14 protein-coding genes and 1 pseudogene are annotated in these 15,877 nt (G+C 69.2%); 11 read left to right on the top strand and 4 right to left on the bottom strand.

Translation table 11 applies throughout. From position 1 onward, the window contains the following. Positions 1-120 precede the first annotated feature (120 nt). Together ACZ4S3_RS30120 and ACZ4S3_RS30125 are read left to right on the top strand one after the other, a co-directional pair. A complete protein-coding gene (locus ACZ4S3_RS30120; RefSeq protein WP_467939673.1) occupies positions 121-1,122 on the top strand; it encodes a tetratricopeptide repeat protein in 1,002 nt (333 codons plus the stop codon). Beyond that, on the top strand, positions 1,119-4,814 hold the full coding sequence (locus tag ACZ4S3_RS30125) for a CHAT domain-containing protein (protein ID WP_467939675.1): 3,696 nt from the start codon (positions 1,119-1,121) through the stop codon (positions 4,812-4,814). Before ACZ4S3_RS30120 ends, ACZ4S3_RS30125 begins: the two co-directional genes overlap by 4 nt. 428 nt (positions 4,815-5,242) lie before the next feature. On the opposite strand, the gene ACZ4S3_RS30130 is transcribed toward ACZ4S3_RS30125, so the two are convergent. The 3 genes from ACZ4S3_RS30130 to ACZ4S3_RS30140 all read right to left on the bottom strand — a co-directional run bounded on the left by ACZ4S3_RS30130 (position 5,243) and on the right by ACZ4S3_RS30140 (position 8,425). Further along, a complete protein-coding gene (locus tag ACZ4S3_RS30130; protein WP_467939677.1) occupies positions 5,243-6,379 on the bottom strand; it encodes an FAD-dependent oxidoreductase in 1,137 nt (378 codons plus the stop codon). Between the two features lie 78 nt (positions 6,380-6,457). Continuing rightward, positions 6,458-7,162 carry a TetR/AcrR family transcriptional regulator gene (locus ACZ4S3_RS30135; RefSeq protein ID WP_467939678.1) on the bottom strand — a complete coding sequence of 235 codons (705 nt, stop codon included), beginning with the start codon at positions 7,160-7,162 and terminating at the stop codon, positions 6,458-6,460. Between the two features lie 408 nt (positions 7,163-7,570). After that, positions 7,571-8,425 carry a helix-turn-helix transcriptional regulator gene (locus tag ACZ4S3_RS30140; RefSeq protein WP_467939679.1) on the bottom strand — a complete coding sequence of 285 codons (855 nt, stop codon included), beginning with the start codon at positions 8,423-8,425 and terminating at the stop codon, positions 7,571-7,573. Between the two features lie 82 nt (positions 8,426-8,507). Here ACZ4S3_RS30140 and ACZ4S3_RS30145 point away from each other — a divergent pair, with 82 nt between their 5' ends. Beyond that, on the top strand, positions 8,508-9,224 hold the full coding sequence (locus tag ACZ4S3_RS30145) for an SDR family oxidoreductase (protein WP_467939681.1): 717 nt from the start codon (positions 8,508-8,510) through the stop codon (positions 9,222-9,224). 272 nt (positions 9,225-9,496) lie between these two features. Next, entirely contained in the window at positions 9,497-9,928 is a 432-nt protein-coding gene (locus ACZ4S3_RS30150; protein WP_467939683.1) for a hypothetical protein, read from the top strand. A gap of 988 nt (positions 9,929-10,916) precedes the next feature. Here the strand turns inward: ACZ4S3_RS30150 and ACZ4S3_RS30155 are convergent. After that, positions 10,917-11,237 carry a hypothetical protein gene (locus ACZ4S3_RS30155; RefSeq protein ID WP_467939685.1) on the bottom strand — a complete coding sequence of 107 codons (321 nt, stop codon included), beginning with the start codon at positions 11,235-11,237 and terminating at the stop codon, positions 10,917-10,919. A 639-nt stretch (positions 11,238-11,876) separates the two neighbouring features. On the opposite strand from ACZ4S3_RS30155, the gene ACZ4S3_RS30160 reads away from it, so the two are divergent. From ACZ4S3_RS30160 to ACZ4S3_RS30190, 7 genes and pseudogenes are all read left to right on the top strand, one after another. After that, a complete protein-coding gene (locus ACZ4S3_RS30160) occupies positions 11,877-12,407 on the top strand; it encodes a hypothetical protein (RefSeq protein ID WP_467939687.1) in 531 nt (176 codons plus the stop codon). Between the two features lie 325 nt (positions 12,408-12,732). After that, positions 12,733-13,329 (top strand): TetR/AcrR family transcriptional regulator, encoded by a 597-nt coding sequence (locus ACZ4S3_RS30165; protein WP_467939689.1) that lies wholly within the window; start codon positions 12,733-12,735, stop codon positions 13,327-13,329. Between the two features lie 96 nt (positions 13,330-13,425). Then, the gene (locus tag ACZ4S3_RS30170; protein WP_467939691.1) at positions 13,426-13,821 is read left to right on the top strand and encodes a VC0807 family protein; all 396 of its coding nucleotides are present in this window, start codon (positions 13,426-13,428) and stop codon (positions 13,819-13,821) included. A 54-nt stretch (positions 13,822-13,875) separates the two neighbouring features. After that, positions 13,876-14,058 (top strand): hypothetical protein, encoded by a 183-nt coding sequence (locus ACZ4S3_RS30175; protein ID WP_467939693.1) that lies wholly within the window; start codon positions 13,876-13,878, stop codon positions 14,056-14,058. Next, positions 14,055-14,804 (top strand): SDR family NAD(P)-dependent oxidoreductase, encoded by a 750-nt coding sequence (locus ACZ4S3_RS30180; RefSeq protein WP_467939695.1) that lies wholly within the window; start codon positions 14,055-14,057, stop codon positions 14,802-14,804. The genes ACZ4S3_RS30175 and ACZ4S3_RS30180 overlap by 4 nt, the downstream gene beginning before the upstream one ends. 31 nt (positions 14,805-14,835) lie before the next feature. Further along, positions 14,836-14,983 (top strand): annotated as a pseudogene (locus tag ACZ4S3_RS30185) (transposase); the annotation flags it as partial. A gap of 76 nt (positions 14,984-15,059) precedes the next feature. After that, positions 15,060-15,590, top strand: a complete 531-nt coding sequence (locus tag ACZ4S3_RS30190) for a GNAT family N-acetyltransferase (protein ID WP_467939697.1) — start codon at positions 15,060-15,062, stop codon at positions 15,588-15,590. Positions 15,591-15,877: the final 287 nt, after the last annotated feature.

The raw sequence follows: 15,877 nt of genomic DNA on the forward strand, positions 1-15,877 counted from the left end.
CCGCCGAAACGCCGGCCCAGTAGCGTGACTGGAGAACCGACGGACTCCGAATTATCGCGTGCGCACGACCTGATGCGCCGATACGGCGCGACCGCTGACCCTGAGCTCCTGTACGAGCTCATGCAGCTCAAGACGCTCCAGCAGTCCGTGCCTGGCCGTCCGCCCGGTCGCATGTACCTGCTGGCTGCGACCGCCCTCATCGAGCGATTCGACCGGACCGAGGAGACCAGGTACCTGGACAAGGCGATCAGCATGCTCCGAGGCGCTTGGCAGGCACAGCCCGAGGGCGATCCTCAACGTCACCGGATCCTTTGCGACTTGGGTTCCTCGTTGCGATCCCGGTTCGAACGGACCGGAGACTCCGCAGACCTTGACGAGGCCGTCGAGATCGGACGGCAGACGGTGGAGATGACTCGGCCGGGGCAGCCGGACCATGCGGGAATGCTGTCCCACCTGGGTACCTCGCTCATGGATCGCTTCGGCGGTGCCGGGGCCCACTCGGATCTCGATGAGGCGATTGCCTGCTTCCGCCTCGCGGTCGACGGGGAATCATCTCCCGGCCTGCGCCGCGCCATGTATCTCAACAACCTGAGCAGCGCACTGCAGGCTCGCTTCGCCGACACCGGGGAGCTCGCGTCGCTGGACGAGGCGGTCGACGCCTGCCGAAGGGCGGTGTCGGCGGCGCCTGCCGGCAGCCCTGAGCACGCCGCGGTGCTGGCGAACCTGAGCCGCGCGCTGCAGTCCCGGTTCGGACGGTTCGGTGAGCCGGCGGACCTGGACCAGGCGATCACGCACGCACAGCGAGCGATCCAGCTGATGCGCGAGGGGAATCCGAATCTCCGGCAGATCCGCCTGACCCTCGGCGGCGCCCTGCGGTCCCGGTTCGAGTGGCACCGACGTCTTGCCGACCTGGACGAGGCGATTACCCAGTTCAGGCTCGTAGCTGACACCGTTCCGGCGGGCCATCCGCAGCGCCGCGCCTACCTGACGGATCTCAGTGCCGCACTTCTCGTCAGGTTCGGGGCGACCGGCGACATGGTGGATTTCCTGCAGTCTGCGAAGTACGCGGGACCCGAGGTGGCTCCTGTGGCACCCGACGAGCCGGAGGCGCAGCACGGATGAGCATCGACGACGACCACGCGATCGGCCTTGTCCGCCAGTGGATGCGCACCCGCGATCCCGGTTTGCTGTCGGACGCGATCACCGCGTTGAGGTACCAGGTGGTGGCGGCGGCTTCCCGTCGCCGCCCCGATCGGGAGTCCGAGCAGATCCTGGTAAGCCTGCTCATGACCCGCGCCGAGCAGTCAGGAACGCCGGCCGACCTGGACGAGGCGATCCGGATGATGCGCCGGGCCGCGCAGGAGACGGAGGGGCACGCCGCCCTGTCATGGCTGGGCAGGGCGCTTTTCGCCAGGTTCCAACGCACCGATGAGCAGCAGGACCTCGGTGAGGCCATCGACGCTCTCAGCCGGGCGGTGACCGCGGCGCCCGCCCATGCTCCGGGCTACCCCGTCCTGGTGACCGACCTGCTCAAGGTCTCGTGGATTCCGTTGGACCGGGCCGGGGACGCCAGAGCGCTGGCCAAGGCGATCACCACCGCACAACGGTCCATCGGCCTTGTGCCGGACAGCAGTCCGGGCAAGTTCCGACTCGCCCTGGCGATCAGCGATGCGCTGTGGCACCAGTTCAATCACGCTCAGGACGTCGCGGACGTCGAGCGGGTGATCGAACTGTGCCGAGGGGCGATACGCCTGGCTTCCGACGACCTCATGGAGCGCACCCGCTTGCTGTCCCGTTTCGGCGAGGCCCTCCAGGCACGGTTCACCAGGCACGGCGACCCAGCCGATCTGGACGAAGCGGTCGTCGTCGGCCGACTCGCTGTGGACACCATGCCAGCCGGCCAGCCTCGCCCGGCACGGATCCTGTTCAACCTGAGCACGGCTCTGCGATCCCGCTTCAAACGCGCCGGGCGGCTGGACGACCTGCAAGAAGCGATCAGCCTCGCGCAACGGGCGGTGGCGGAGACGGAGCCCGACGACTCGGAGCGGTACCTGTACCGGGCCGCCCTCATCACGGAACTGAACGAGCACTCGGAGCACACCGGCGACGAGGCCGCCCTGGAGGCGGAGATCGCCGGTAATCGCCGAGTGGTGGAGAGCATGCCCGCCGGCGACCCGCGGGGGGAGATGTTCCTGGCGAATCTCGGGAGACTGCTGTTCGCGCGGTACGAGCGCTCCGGCAGCGCCGCCGACCTTGAGACGTCCGTCGAGACGTTGCGGCAGGCAGTCGCCATCGCCGCCGGGATCGGGGACCTCTTCGGCGGTGACTCGACACGGGTCCACCTGGGCATCGCACTTGTCGCAGTCTTCGACCGCACCGGTGACATAGCGGCCTTGGACGAAGCCCTCGAAATCGGCCACACGGACGCCTTGGCCGCGGTGCGCGGGGATGACGCCGGCCGGGCGAAACTCACGCCCCTCCTCAGCCCCGACGACCGGCGCCAGTCCCTGATGGAGCGTCCCGACGAGGGAAAGACCCGAGCGACTCTCACCGCTGTCCTCGCCGGCGCGTTGACCACCCGCTACGAGCAGACCGGAGACCTCGCCGACCTGGACGACGCGATCACTCTCGCCACGAAGGCCCTCGACCTGCTTCCCGCCACTGACGTCAGGCGCCGAGCGGAGGCGACGAGCCATCTCGGCAATATCTACGCGCTTCGCCACCTGCGCAGTCGGGACAGTGCGGACCTGGACCTGGCGGTCGAGGCCGTCGGCAGAGTCGTCGCGATGCTGCGGCCCGGTGACCCGAGCCGCAGCATCGCGTTGTCGAACCTGGCGGTCGTGCTCGCCCGGCGCTTCACCGGCAGCCGGAACGTGGCGGATATCGACCGCGCGATCCAGGCTGCTCAGGAGGCGCTGGACTCCGCGCCCAGCGATGTGCCAGGGCGCCGCGCACGGGCGCTGGCCAGTCTCGCGCATGCGCTGCTCGAGCGGTACGAGGTGGTCCGCGCGGCTGACGACCTCGTGCGAGCCGTCGATCTCGCGCGCGTGGCGGCGCAGCGGGCATCGGATGACGACCCGGACAAGATCGAGCGCCTCTATGTCCTGATGAAGGCACTGCACGCCAGACATGACCGTGCGAAGGACGGCGCCGACCTGGCCGAGGCGATCGACCTGGCGAGGCGGGCCCTGCGCGTCGAGGTGGGTTCGCCGTCGGCACGGCTCGAGATCGTCGACGAGTGCGCGTCCTGGGCCGGACGCCACGGTGCATGGGAGCAGGCAGCGGAGCTGAGCGCCGCCTGCGTCGACCTGATGACCCGGTTGGCCTCGGCCGACCGGCATCCGGACACCAGGCAGTACTGGTTGTCCCGATGGGCACGCCTGACTCACCGGGCCGCCGCGAGTGCTCTGAACGCCGGAGATCCGCAGGCCGCGGCGGTGATGCTGGAACGCGGCCGAGGAGTCCTGCTGTCCCACACGTTCGACCTGCGGGAGAACCTGGCCGAGTTGCGGGCGCACGACGGGGACCTGGCCGACCGGTTCGAAAAGCTGCGCCGCCAACTCGACGATGAGCCCCTGCTCGGCACGGGCCCGGTGCCGCGGCTGTACGCGCTGGACCCCGCGGAACCAGCGGGGAAGGACTTCGGCCTGCAACGGCGGCGCCTGCTCGACCAGTTCGACGAGATCGTGGCGGAGATCCGTGGCAGGCCCGGCTTCGATCAGTACCTGCGCCCCGCGCAGTGGGCCGACCTGATCGCGCAGGCCGGCCCTGGCCCTGTGGTCGTGCCCAACATCAGTGAATACCGGTCGGACGCACTGATCATCAGCGCCGCCGGAGTCCGCGTCGTCGAACTCCCGCACGCCACCCCCGACGCGCTCCGGCACGCGGTCGGCAGCATGTTCAGCGCGCTGACCCGGTCGGGGACCGCGTGGCGCAGACGGGACCGCGACGCTCAACTGCGAGCGCAGAGCGAGATCGGGTCCGTGCTGGCCTGGCTCTGGGACGCGATTACGGAGCCGGTGCTCCGTGAACTGGACATCGCAGGGTCACCAGCGCCGGGCCGGCCCTGGCCGCGCATGTGGTGGGTGCCAACGGGACTGTTGAGCCTGCTCCCGCTCCACGCTGCCCAACGTGGCGAGCACTGTGCACTGGACCGGGTGATCTCCTCCTACACACCGACCATCCGTGCGCTTCGCGTCGCACGCGGCCGGGCGCCGGCACACCGTCAACGCCGCATCCTCGCCGTGGCGATGTCCGACACCCCCGGCGCACCCCCACTCCCGTTCGCCGGTCAGGAGGCTGTCGCACTCGCCGGCCGGTTCGGCCAGATCGCCACGCTCTCCGGTCAGCAGGCGACCCGCGAACGGGTTCGCGCCGAAATGCCCGAGCACACCTGGGCGCATTTCGCGTGCCACGGCCTGAGCGACCCGGTCGACCCGGCAGCCGGTCGGCTCCTGCTCCACGACCACCAGGCCCGTCCGTTCAACATCGGTGAGATCGCCGGTCTGCGCCTCGACAATGCCGAGCTGGCCTACCTGTCCGCCTGCGAGACCGCACGCTCCGCCGACGGGCTTGCCGACGAGGCCGTGCACCTCGGATCGGCCTTCCAACTCGCCGGGTATCAACATGTCGTCGCCACTCTGTGGGCGATCCGGGACGACGTCGGGGCGGAGCTCGCCGACAGCTTCTACGGCCACCTCCTCGACGAGCACGGCAAGCCGGCTGCCGCACTGCACCATGCCTGTCGACACCTCCGCCAGAAGTTCGGCAACTTCCCTGCCCTGTGGGCTTCCCATATCCACATCGGTCCCTGATATCGACAACCCATCGAGCAGGAGATCGTCCGTTCCGGACTGGCCACGCAGCCTCTCGGCCCGGTCGGCTACGCCGGCGGATACGCACAGGCGGAAGAACCCCCGCCAAGGACTCACCGGCATCGCCGAATCCGCTGGTCCCCCGGCCTTTTAGCCCGCGACGCGCGGTCGCCGGCGCGCGGCCACACGGACCGTTGACATCCCCGACCTGTGTCTGCCGGGCTGGGAGGGCATCGTCAACCGCGAGTACGAACCTTGGAACCGCAGCCACCTCGTCGTCGGCACCACCGGCAGTTCCGACACCGCGTGTCGGGCAGTGGCGACAGCGCCCGGTGTCGCTGAAGCGTGATGTCGACGAGTTCGCAAACCGTGATGGACACCGATGGCGCGGTCATCGGCCGGATGTGCGGTGGTTCGGCGCGGGGTGCCTAGGCGTGGTGGGAAGCGAACTGGTCGAGCAGATGCTGGAGGGGGTCGTTGCCGAACATCAGGTTCAGGTTGGCAGCGGACTCGGCGGCGGATGCCTCACTGCGTGGGAAGAGGGCCTTCTCGTATGCGGCCAGGGCGGCCTCGGTGTCGCCTGGATGGGCGGCGATCGCCCGCCCGAGCTCGGCGCCGTCGAGCATCGCCAAATTGGCGCCCTCGCCGGCGAAGGGCGACATCAAGTGCGCGGCGTCGCCCAGCAGCGTCACGCCGGGCACGCGCTCCCAGCGGTGGCCGACGGGCAGGGCGTGGATCCGGCGCGGCACCATCACCCCGTCCGCATCGGCGACCAGCGCCCGCAGGCCCTCGTCCCAGCTCTCAAAGTGCGCGAGGACGGCCTTCCTCGCCGCCTCAGGATCGGTGAAGTCGACGGTGTCGAGCCACTCCTCACCGATCTTCAGCGCGGTGTAGACGTGCAGGCTGCCGTCCATCTCGCGATGGGCGAGGAAGCCCCTGGACTCGCCGAGGCTGATGAAGAAGCCGCTGCCGACGAGCGCCGCACTCGCCGGGTGGCGGGTGTCGGCGTCCAGCAGGTCGGTCTCCACGAACGAGATGCCGGTGTAGGCGGGCCTGACGTCGGAGAGCAGCGGGCGGATCCTCGACCAGGCACCATCCGCGCCAACGAGCAGGTCTGTAGTGACGGTGGTGCCGTCGGACAAGGTCACCTCGTGGCGACCGCCGCCAAGCGCGCGGGCCCGGGTGGCCTTCTTCCCCCAGCGCACGGTGACCGCGGGGAGGGAGTTCAGCAGCAGGTCGCGGAGCTGGCCTCGGTCGACCTCGGGGCGGGTGCCGTCGCCGTTGTCCTCCGCCGCCATGCGGACGGTGCCGTCGGGGGCGACGATGCGCATGGCCTCGCCGCCCGGGTGGATGAGGGCGCGGAAGTCGCCGTACAGGCCGGCCGCGCGCAGCGCCTCCTGGCCGGAGTCGTCGTGGATGTCGAGCATGCCGCCCTGGGTGCGGGCTGCCGGGGATGCCTCCAGGTCGAAGACGGCTGCCTCGATGCCGTGCATGTGCAGGACGCGGGCCAGGGTGAGGCCGCCGAGTCCGCCGCCGATGATCGCGATGGGGTGATGGGTGGTCATGATGGCCCTCCTGGCGTGGTGCGGGACGACGAGGTTCCGGTCAGGCGTAGAGGTTCCGGCCAGGTGTAGAGGTTCCGGTCAGTGGTCTTCGGGGGCGTCCGGACGGCCGGTCTGTAGGATTCCGTTGATCAGCACGTGGAAGCCCCAGGCCAGGCGGGCCTCGCCGGTGCCGGAGAACAGCTCGTCACCGAGCGCCGCGAGGCGCGGATGCGTACGCGGGGACACGTCGTGCACCGCGGCCATGAGCGCATCCATCTCATCCCGGGCGTTGGGGGCTGCGTGCCGGGTGGCCTGCTCGGCCGCGGTCGCGGTGGCGAACTGCAGCAGCACGTCCACCCCCCACGCCGCCCGGCCATCGGGAATGTCGCCCTCGGCCAGCAGCGCCAGCAGCGCCTCGATCAGCGCCAGGTAGTGACGGCCGCACGGGCGCGCCACCAGGGCCGAGCGGGCCAGCGCCGGGTGCTCGAACAGCACCGCGGTGTAGGAGGACAGGACCCGCACGAGCCGGGCGCGCCAGTCGCCCCTGGCCCTGACCGGGGCAAGGTCGACCTCGCCGAGCAGTTTGTCAAGGACGGCCGCGTGCAGCTCCGCGGTATTGCGCACGTACACGTACAGCGAGGCCGGGCCGGTGTCGAGCTCCTGCGCCAGGCGGCGCATGGTCACCTTTTCGAGGCCCTCGGCCCGCATCACGGCAACCGCGGTCGCGACGATGCCTTCGCGGGTCAGGGCGGGCTTCGCCGGGCGCTCGCGCCGGCTGACGGGGGTTCTGGGTCGTGCTGTCACGCGATCCAAGGTAACGAACATGTTCGTAGCGAGCAAGTTCGTTAGAAACATGTTCGGAGAGCCATCTGTCCGCCGCCCCGATGCCACGGTGCCCCGGGTCGTCCACCAGCCCGGAAAGCCCACCCAGCGCGACCTGTGGTTCCGCTTGATGGCTCGATGCCTTGATGGACGTTCCGCTCGGCTACGGCGGCGACCAGCAGATGAGCCTGCGCGACATCGCCGCCCGGCTGATCTTCACCAGGGACAAGAAGCACGGACAAGAAGCGCAGGCGCAGGCACAGACGCAGACGCAGACAAGAAGAAGGGCCGGCACCCGTCCCCCGCCACCACCCCCGCCACCGCCATGCGCATGCTGCGCGAACACGACGAGCCCACAACCGCGCTGGAACCCGCCCGCTGACCTGCGGCTCAGCCCTTAGCGTTGCCTTTTCGGCGAGTACTACAAGGACCCAACCCTCCAGCGAGGGCGCCCAGGGTCCGAGCGGAGGGCGAGCCGGGGTCCGCGGTGATCAGGACGACTTCCTGGTCGTCCTCGGGCACAAGCAGTACGTCGCAGTTCAGCCGCAGCCTGCCCGCCTCCGGGTGGTCGACGGTCTTGGTGCGGTGACCGGGCGCGTGGACCGGGCGGGATTCCCAGATCTGACGGAACTCCGCGCTGTCGGCACGCAGTTCGGCCAGCAGGGCGGCGAGCTCCGCATCGTGCGGGTAGCGGTCCGCGGCCCGGCGCAACCGTGCCACCACGATGTGTCCGAACTCCTCGGCGCTGGAGCTCTGGTACGTACGTTCCTGGCCGAGGAAGCGGCGGCGGGCCAGATTGGTCGTCCCGCGTCCCAGGTCGCCACCCAGGAGGGCCTGCGCGAGGGGGTTCCACGCGACGATGCCGTAGGCCGCGTCGGTGACGATCGCGCCGGTCTCCGGCAGCCGCCGCAGCAGCCCGGCGACGTGCGGGCGAACCCGCCGCACGACGTCCGCCGCGGGCAGCGCTGACGTCCCGGCCAGGCGGAACAGGTGGCTGCGTTCGGCCGGCGTGAGCCGCAGTGCCTGGGCGAGCGCGTCCAGGATCCGGGGCGACGGCCGGGGGCCGCGGGCCTGCTCCAGCCGTGTGTAGTAATCGACCGACATGTGGGCGAGTTCCGCCACCTCTTCGCGCCGCAAGCCCGGTGTGCGGCGGGGGGTGGTGATGGCTGCCGGGATGCCGACCTCGTGCGGACGCAGCCCCTCGCGCCGGTCGCGCAGGAAGCGCGCCAGCTCCTGCCGTGCCATGTTCCCTTCTCGCCCCCTCCTCCGGCCGCCTGGTACAGGTTGTCCCTGGCGGCACGGTCACGTCTGGGGAACCGTGGATGCCATGAACGATCGCACAGCACTGGTCACCGGTGCCAACAAAGGCATCGGCAGACACATTGCCCGTCTGCTCGCCGCAGAGGGCTTCACCGTCCATGTCGGTTCCCGGGACGCCGGGCGCGGGCAGCGGGCCGCCGAGGAGATCGGCGGCGACGCCCGCCTGCTGGTCCTCGACGTGACGGACGCCGAGAGCATCACCAAGGCCGCAGCCCAGGTGGACCGCCTGGACGTGCTGGTCAACAACGCCGGCATCTCCGGTGCGCTCAGTCCGCCGACGGAGAGCGACGCGGAGGACTTCAGGCGCACATACGAGACGAACGTGTTCGGGGTCGTCGCGGTCACGAACGCCTTCCTGCCCGCCCTGCGCCGATCGCCGCACCCCCGCATCGTCAACGTCTCCAGCGGTACCGCCTCGCTGACCTGGAGCGCCAACCCCAACCCCCAGTTCACTCCTGGGAGCGGCGGCGCGGCCGCCTACCGGTCGTCGAAAGCTGCTCTCAACGCGTTGACGGTCCTCTACGCGCAGACGCTGTCCGGGGAGGGCTTCAAGGTCAACGCGCTCGCACCCGGCCTTCGGGCAACCGACCTCAACCCCCGGGCAGCCACTGCCGGCGGGGACCCGGCGGAGGCTGCACGGGGCGCTGTTCACTTGGCCCTCCTACCGGACGACGGCCCCACCGGCGCGTTCTTCTCATGGGACGGCACAACCGTCCCATGGTGAGCGCGCAGACCTCGTCCGGGGCGTCCGGGGTGTCTGGGGCGTCCCGGGCGTGTTTTTCTTGGAATTGGATGCCGCGCTCAGCTATGCCACGACGCAGCCGGGTCTCCGCAGGGATTCGGTGACCACCGTGGAGCCATATACCCTTTACATCTGGGTGCGTTCGAGCGGCGGCAGGCGTTCATCCTGGGTGCGGCACAGGTGAGCTGGGCGGCGTACGGACCTGAGTACGAGCGCTCATGTGCGGGGACCGGCGCTGAGGTTGAGTGGCGTATATGTCCGACCACATGCCGCTCGGCGGAACGCCGGCCTCTCACATGCCGCTCGGCGGAACGCCGGCCACCTCCCTGCCGCCCCGCGGCACACCGGGCAACGGGGACGACGCCCCCGACCCAAGAGCGTGGATCGCGCCGTTCGTCTCGACCCTCGTCACCATGGCCGCGGAGTTCTTCGCCCTCCTCGTGGCCATGTTGTCGCCGATGGCCTGTGACTCGTGCTCCAGCGCCGAGGCGGACCGCTTCGGAACATTCTGGCTCGCCTACGTGTGCGGGCTGCTCGTCCCCGTCGCCCTGGTGCTCGCCAGCTGGCTCCTGCCCTGGCGCAGGAAACACGCCGCCAACCGTATCGCCCTCGCGGCATTCGCCCCGTGCTCCGCTGTCGCACTCGTACTGGTCTATTTCGCGCTGATCAGTGAGGTGCACGGGTAGGGGCTTGAGGAACATCGGAGCCGTGATCCGGCGATGATCCGGTGATGATCGGTGATCCGGGTGGGGCGGGTTGCTGCCAGGCTGTCGTCGGTACTTGGCCATGACCTGCTTCATCGGCCTTGGTGGCTCCCAGCTCTGCTGCGGGACCTCGCCACCGGACGCGCCCCTCTCCCCCATCGGTTCCCGAGCCGTTCGCGACCTTGAGGGAGTCCATCGAGGCGCTGAGCGAGGCCGGACCTCCGCAATCCGACATCTGGTCCTCCAGGCCCCGGCCCCCGTCATCGCCAGGCCCTCGGCTACCACGGCAAGACCGCGGCCCGGCAGGTCGCCGAAGTCGGCGGAACCTGGAGCCGATACGCACCCGGCGACCACCAACGGTGACACCCAGGTGCTTACGCCGGCTCCACTGAGCCGCGCTTGTCCTCAACATGGACGACCTGAAGTTCGGTGCCATCCCGGTGGCGAGTTGGGTGCGGGGTTCGTTAGGTGCGGCGTTCTCCATCCGTGGCGGGACGGGACGGGACACCTGATGCTGACTCAGGCTGCATTGGGGAGTGCGACGACGACGGCAGGGCGACGGCCGGTGGCACCGAGTTGCATGCCCCGCTGGAGACCGGGAGCCCGGTATGGAAGGCCGGGCGGGGATGGGCAGACACCGGCGCATCGCTTCGCCGGCCTCGCCGTTCTCGGGCGCGAGACACTCACCCAGCGGCTGGTGGAAGGTTGCGGACTTCGACCCTGACGGCAAAATGCTGGCCGGCGGCGATACGAGCGGGGGCACATTGCGGCCCCTCGGATAGTGGGAGTTGGCGTACCCCTGAATGCCCACCCGCATACAGAGGGAAAGACCTTTACCGGGCGCTGTGCAGGGGCTCGGTGCGACTCGCCCTTGAGGCACCGGCTTCAGGCGCTGAGCGAGGCGGAGGAGGAACTGCGCGGGCGCATCGCCCTCCTCCTCCGCCTGGCTCGAGCCCCTGCGGGATATTCGTCAGCGGCAGAGGAGCACGATGAGGCCGCTGCAATCGTCGTCATCATCGCCGTCGTGACCGCGGCCATCGCCGTCGCGACCACGGCCAGCGCCATCGCGACCTCGGCCAGCGCCGTCGTAGCGGCCCCAGCCGTCGTCGCGGCCGCCGGCCGGGCCCGACTTGGCAGCCGTGGCGCGTGTGGCGACGTGAGGGGAAGGCGTCGCGGCCGCGGCGGATGCGGCCGTCACTGTCCCCGCCGCAAGAGCGACGCCCAGGGCAGCACTGACCGCGAATATTTGCGAAACGGTTTCCTTCGAGCGTTTCATCTGCGTAGTGTTCATGGAATCACAATGCACACCTCTGTGATGAATTTCGCCCCGAGTGCGACTGATTGGGTGAATCACCCGGAACCCAACGGTTTGAGTTTTCTAGAGCGCCTCCTTCGCTTGCCTTTCACGGCCCTAAGGACTGACCTCAGCCCGATACTCCTGAAACGGTACGGAGCACCGCCTCCGTGCTTTCTCAGTGAGCGTTTCCGCAATTCCCCTAGGCCGTCAATGCGTTGAGCGAATTCGCCCACGGAGGCGGCCGGCGGAACACGGGGTGGGCAGCGGGAACGGTGGTGACGATGATGACGGAACTACGGCGCGACAAGTGCCACCGCAAACCCGGCCGGCTGCCGGGCGCAACCTGACGTCCCCTTCCCCCGGGTGCACCCACTGGACTGCGACGCACCTCCGTCATGGGCGGTGCGCCGCAGCCTGAGCCGGCCATGACCGGGCCGTACCGCGAACGTAACGGCGGCAGGCTGCGGGGGCCATGTGTCGCGGCCCGTATGGGTTCCGGATGGGTTCGGAATGGGATCGGGATGGGATCAGGATGGGTTCGGAATGGGTTCCGGATGCGTTGCGGGGCCGGGGCGGCCAGGTGCCGACGGAAATCGGGTATTCGATGCGGTCGCACCCTGCGAGGCTGTGCGGGTGACCGAGACAACCCCTTACGACGCCGACCGTGCCCGTCTCTCCCGCCAGGCGCTGGCACGACTGGTCCTCTGCGACCACTCTGTGGACGTCGCCGATAGCGCGGGCGGCCTGGTCGCCACCCGACACGACCCTGACACCGGTCCCGGGGGCCGGGTAAGCCAAGCGTTCCAGCTCGTCGAACTCGCTGAGCGCGCAGTGGCCTCGGCCGTGATCTACGAGCGCGAGCGGGGCAGTTCCTGGGCAGAGATCGCCTCGCACCTGGGAATCGACCCAGCGGAAGCGGAAGAGCGTTTCGCCGCAGCCCTCGACGTCTGGGACAACGCCTTCAAGGTTCCCTACCAACTCGACGAGACCGGCCGCAAGCGCATACCCCAGCTGCCCACGGCGGCGTACGACCCCGCATGGGCCTGCACCCACCTCGACCGCTGGGCCTACCTCCAGCGCCTCGGTATCGACGACAAACACGCCGTCAGCTCCGGACTGGTCATGGCCGCACCGGAGGAAGAGTCCTCCCCAGTCATCCCGTAGCGGTGCTCGCAGGAAGGGCGATCTCTTCGTCGAAGGGGACGTGCCGCAGGACTTGGGCGTGCCAGTCAACGCCGCCGAGGCGTTGCCCGGCCTCTGACCTGAATCGAGGCCGAGCGGCGGCGGCACGCACGGTTGGCACACCGGGCGATGGCAGTGGGTGTCTGCGGGATCCGGACACGTTCTGATGCGCCCGCACGACGGTGGCATCCACCGCGACGTCCCCGTCGATCTCATCTGCGACGTCCGCCGCGGCCGGGATCTCCTGCAGTAGGTGTTCCCGGGGTCCGCCGCCCGACCACAGCCGGTGGCGTTCAAGGTTGGGGTCATGGAGCGGACGTTCACCAATGCCGCGCGGCGAGCGCAGATCGTGCAGGCGGCGATCGACACGATTGCTGAACTGGGCTACGCCAAAGCCTCGTTCGCGCGAATCACCGAACGAGCCGGGCTGCGCAGCCCGCGGATGATCTCGTACCACTTCACCGACAAGGACGACCTGATCCACCAGATCGTGAAGGAGGTGTACGAGGCCGGAGCCCAGCTCATCGTTGCCCGCATGCAGGGGGAGAACACGGCGGCCGGCAAGCTGCGCGCCTATCTGGAGGCCAACCTGCACTTCCTGCGCGAGCACCCTCAGGAAGTGGTGGCGCTCGCCGAGATCGGACCTCATGTGCACGACGAGAGCGGTCAGCCGTACACGTCGCAGAGCGCGCAGGAGCCGGGGGTGCGGGGACTGGAGGCGCTGCTGTCCGACGGGCAGCGCAGCGGCGAGTTCCGCGACTTCGATATCCGGTCGATGGCAGTGATCATCCGCGGTGCCATCGACGCCGCCGCGCAGCGGCTGCGCGGCGAACCAGGTCTGGACTTCGACGCGTACACGCGCGAACTCGTCGCCACGTTCGCGCACGCCACCCGGTCGCGCTGATTCCCACTCCCAGGAGGGTTCTGAAGTGACAGAGAGTTTGGGTGAACGACATCCCGCGCAGGCCCACGGAAGCAGGCCTACGGAAAGTTCAGCCGCGTGCTGTTGATCGACGTGCTCGCCCCGCTGGCCTTGTTCTACGGTCTGCGCCGGCTCGGGGTGAACCAGTTCCTCGCGCTGCTGGCCGGCGCCGCCATCCCAGCGGTCGAAGCAGTGCACGGCGTCGTCGCCCGGCGACGGATCGGCGGGGTACAGCTCTTCATGCTCGGCACCATGGCCCTGACCGTCGCCATGTCGTTCGTCACCGGCAGCCCACGCATGTTGCTCATCCGCAACGGCTGGGGAATGGCCGCACTCGGAGTCTGGATGATGTTCACCCTGCTCTCCAGGCGACCGTTCCTCTACGAAGCCACGCGGGTCGTGCTGGTCGAACACCAGCAGCGGGCCTGGGAACTGAGTTGGGACCGCCACCCGCCGTTCCGTTGCCTGCTGTAGGTCTGCAGTGCGTTTTGGGGAATCGCCTGCCTGCTCGACGCCATCCTGCGTGTCGTGATGGCGATGACCATGCAGATCGACCTGGTGCCAGGCCTTGACGACGCTCTGCCGGCCGTCGCCCTCGCGATGATCCTGCTCTTTCAGCGGTTCTACGGACGCTCCTACCTGCGCCGCAACGGGCTGCACAGGCATGGCGTGCAGATCTCGCCCATCTCTACCGGGGAGCCGGCCCGATGACCGGCCGCGTCGCACTGATCACCGGTGGCGCGGGAGGAATCGGCGAGGCGACCGCAAGACGCCTGGCGGCTCATGGAGCTCGCGTCGTCATCGCCGACGTCGATGCCGTTCGTGGCACCCTCCTCGCTCAGGAATGCGGAGGGCTGTTCGTCCGTACCGACGTTGCCGGCGTGCGGGACAACAACCGAGCGGCTGCAAGGGCCGTCGCGGAATACGGCCGACTGGACATCGTCGTGCTCAATGCAGGCATCGCCGGCCAGTGCGGACTGAGCGATTTCACCTCGCACCGCTATCGGAACACCATGAGGACCAACCTCGACGGTGTCGTCTACGGCATCCACGCCTGCCTGCCCCAACTTCAGCAACAGCAATCGGGGGACATCGTCGTCACCGCCGGCGTCGCCGGACTCACGACCTCATCCGACCTGTTCTACGCCACCAGCAAACATGCCCTCATCGGACTGGTCCGCTCTGCTGCGCCATTCCTCATCAGGGACGGCATCCGGATCAACACCGTATGCCCCGGGCTGGTGGACACAACCGCCATCGCGTCACTGCGAACAGCTCTGCGTTCCCACCGGCTCCGACTCGCCCGACCGGAAGAAGTGGCCGTAGGCATTGAGTCCATCCTGGCCAACCCTCAGACCGGCCAAGCCTGGATCGTGCAGGCCGGGCAACCCGCTGCCACGGTTGACTACCCCGACATACCGCTTGTACTGCAAGACCTCCAAGACACCACGATCTGAATCCGTGGAGCGGGGTGATCTGACGCATGCGGTGTGGCCCGGTGGAGCCGTGCCTGCCTTCGGCGGGACGGTGCGGCGGCCGATGGAATGACCACCGTACGGTGATCAAGGGGATCCTCTTCCGGGTGCGGACCGGCATACCGTGGCGCGACCTGCCCGAGGTTTGGGCCTACGTCTTTCACGGCACCGTCTCGAGTGCTGCGATCTGGTGACGGCTTCGCCCGTGATCCGCCCGACCGTGCCTAAACTTCCGCCGTGAACGACACCACACATGACATACGGATCAGACCAGGCAGCCTGGCCGACGCACCGGCCATTCTGGACATGCTCGACTCCGCGGTGGCCTGGATGAACGATCGCGGCAACACCGAGCAGTGGGGCACGACACCGTATTCGCAGAAGCCTGGCGGGGTGGCGCGGGTCGAGCGGTACACGACCGAGAATGCCCCATACATCGCGGAGTTGGACGGAACACCTGTGGGGGCCCTGGTGTTGGACTCCGGGCCCAGCCCGCAGATGCCGATCGCGCCGGCCGAGGAACCCGAGCGGTACGTCCGGCTGCTGGTCTCCGACCGACGGTACGCCGGTCTGGGCATCGGGGCGACGCTGCTGGCCCATGCCGCGGAGGAGACCCGGCGGGCCGGCGTGGAGCTGCTGCGGGTCGACTGCTGGGCGGGCGGCGGGGGCGAACTGGTCGCGTTCTACGAGCGCAACGGTTTTACTCCCACCGACCAATTCCTGTCCGACGCCTGGCCGGGGCAGGTGCTGGCCCGGCGCGTTGGCTGACGGCGCGGGCAGGGCAAGGGCAGCCGGCGGCGGGCTCGTACGACGGGTGGGGAACGGTTCCCGCCGAACGAGCCTGGCGCGGTTCCCCACCGGTCGCGGCGATGTCGCCCGTGTCGCACGGCGGCACTGGACCGGAGCCCGGCGCAATCCGCCCACCCTGATCCGCCGGACACCCCCTGAGCAAAGCCCGCAAGCTGCAGACCGGGGCGGACCAGGGCAGGGCCGTGTGTCGGGGCCGGAAGCAGCCCGTTCGGAAGCCGCCCGTTCGGATCACCAAAGGCGGCCCT

It is taken from the genome of Streptomyces sp. NPDC028368 (genome assembly GCF_055565615.1).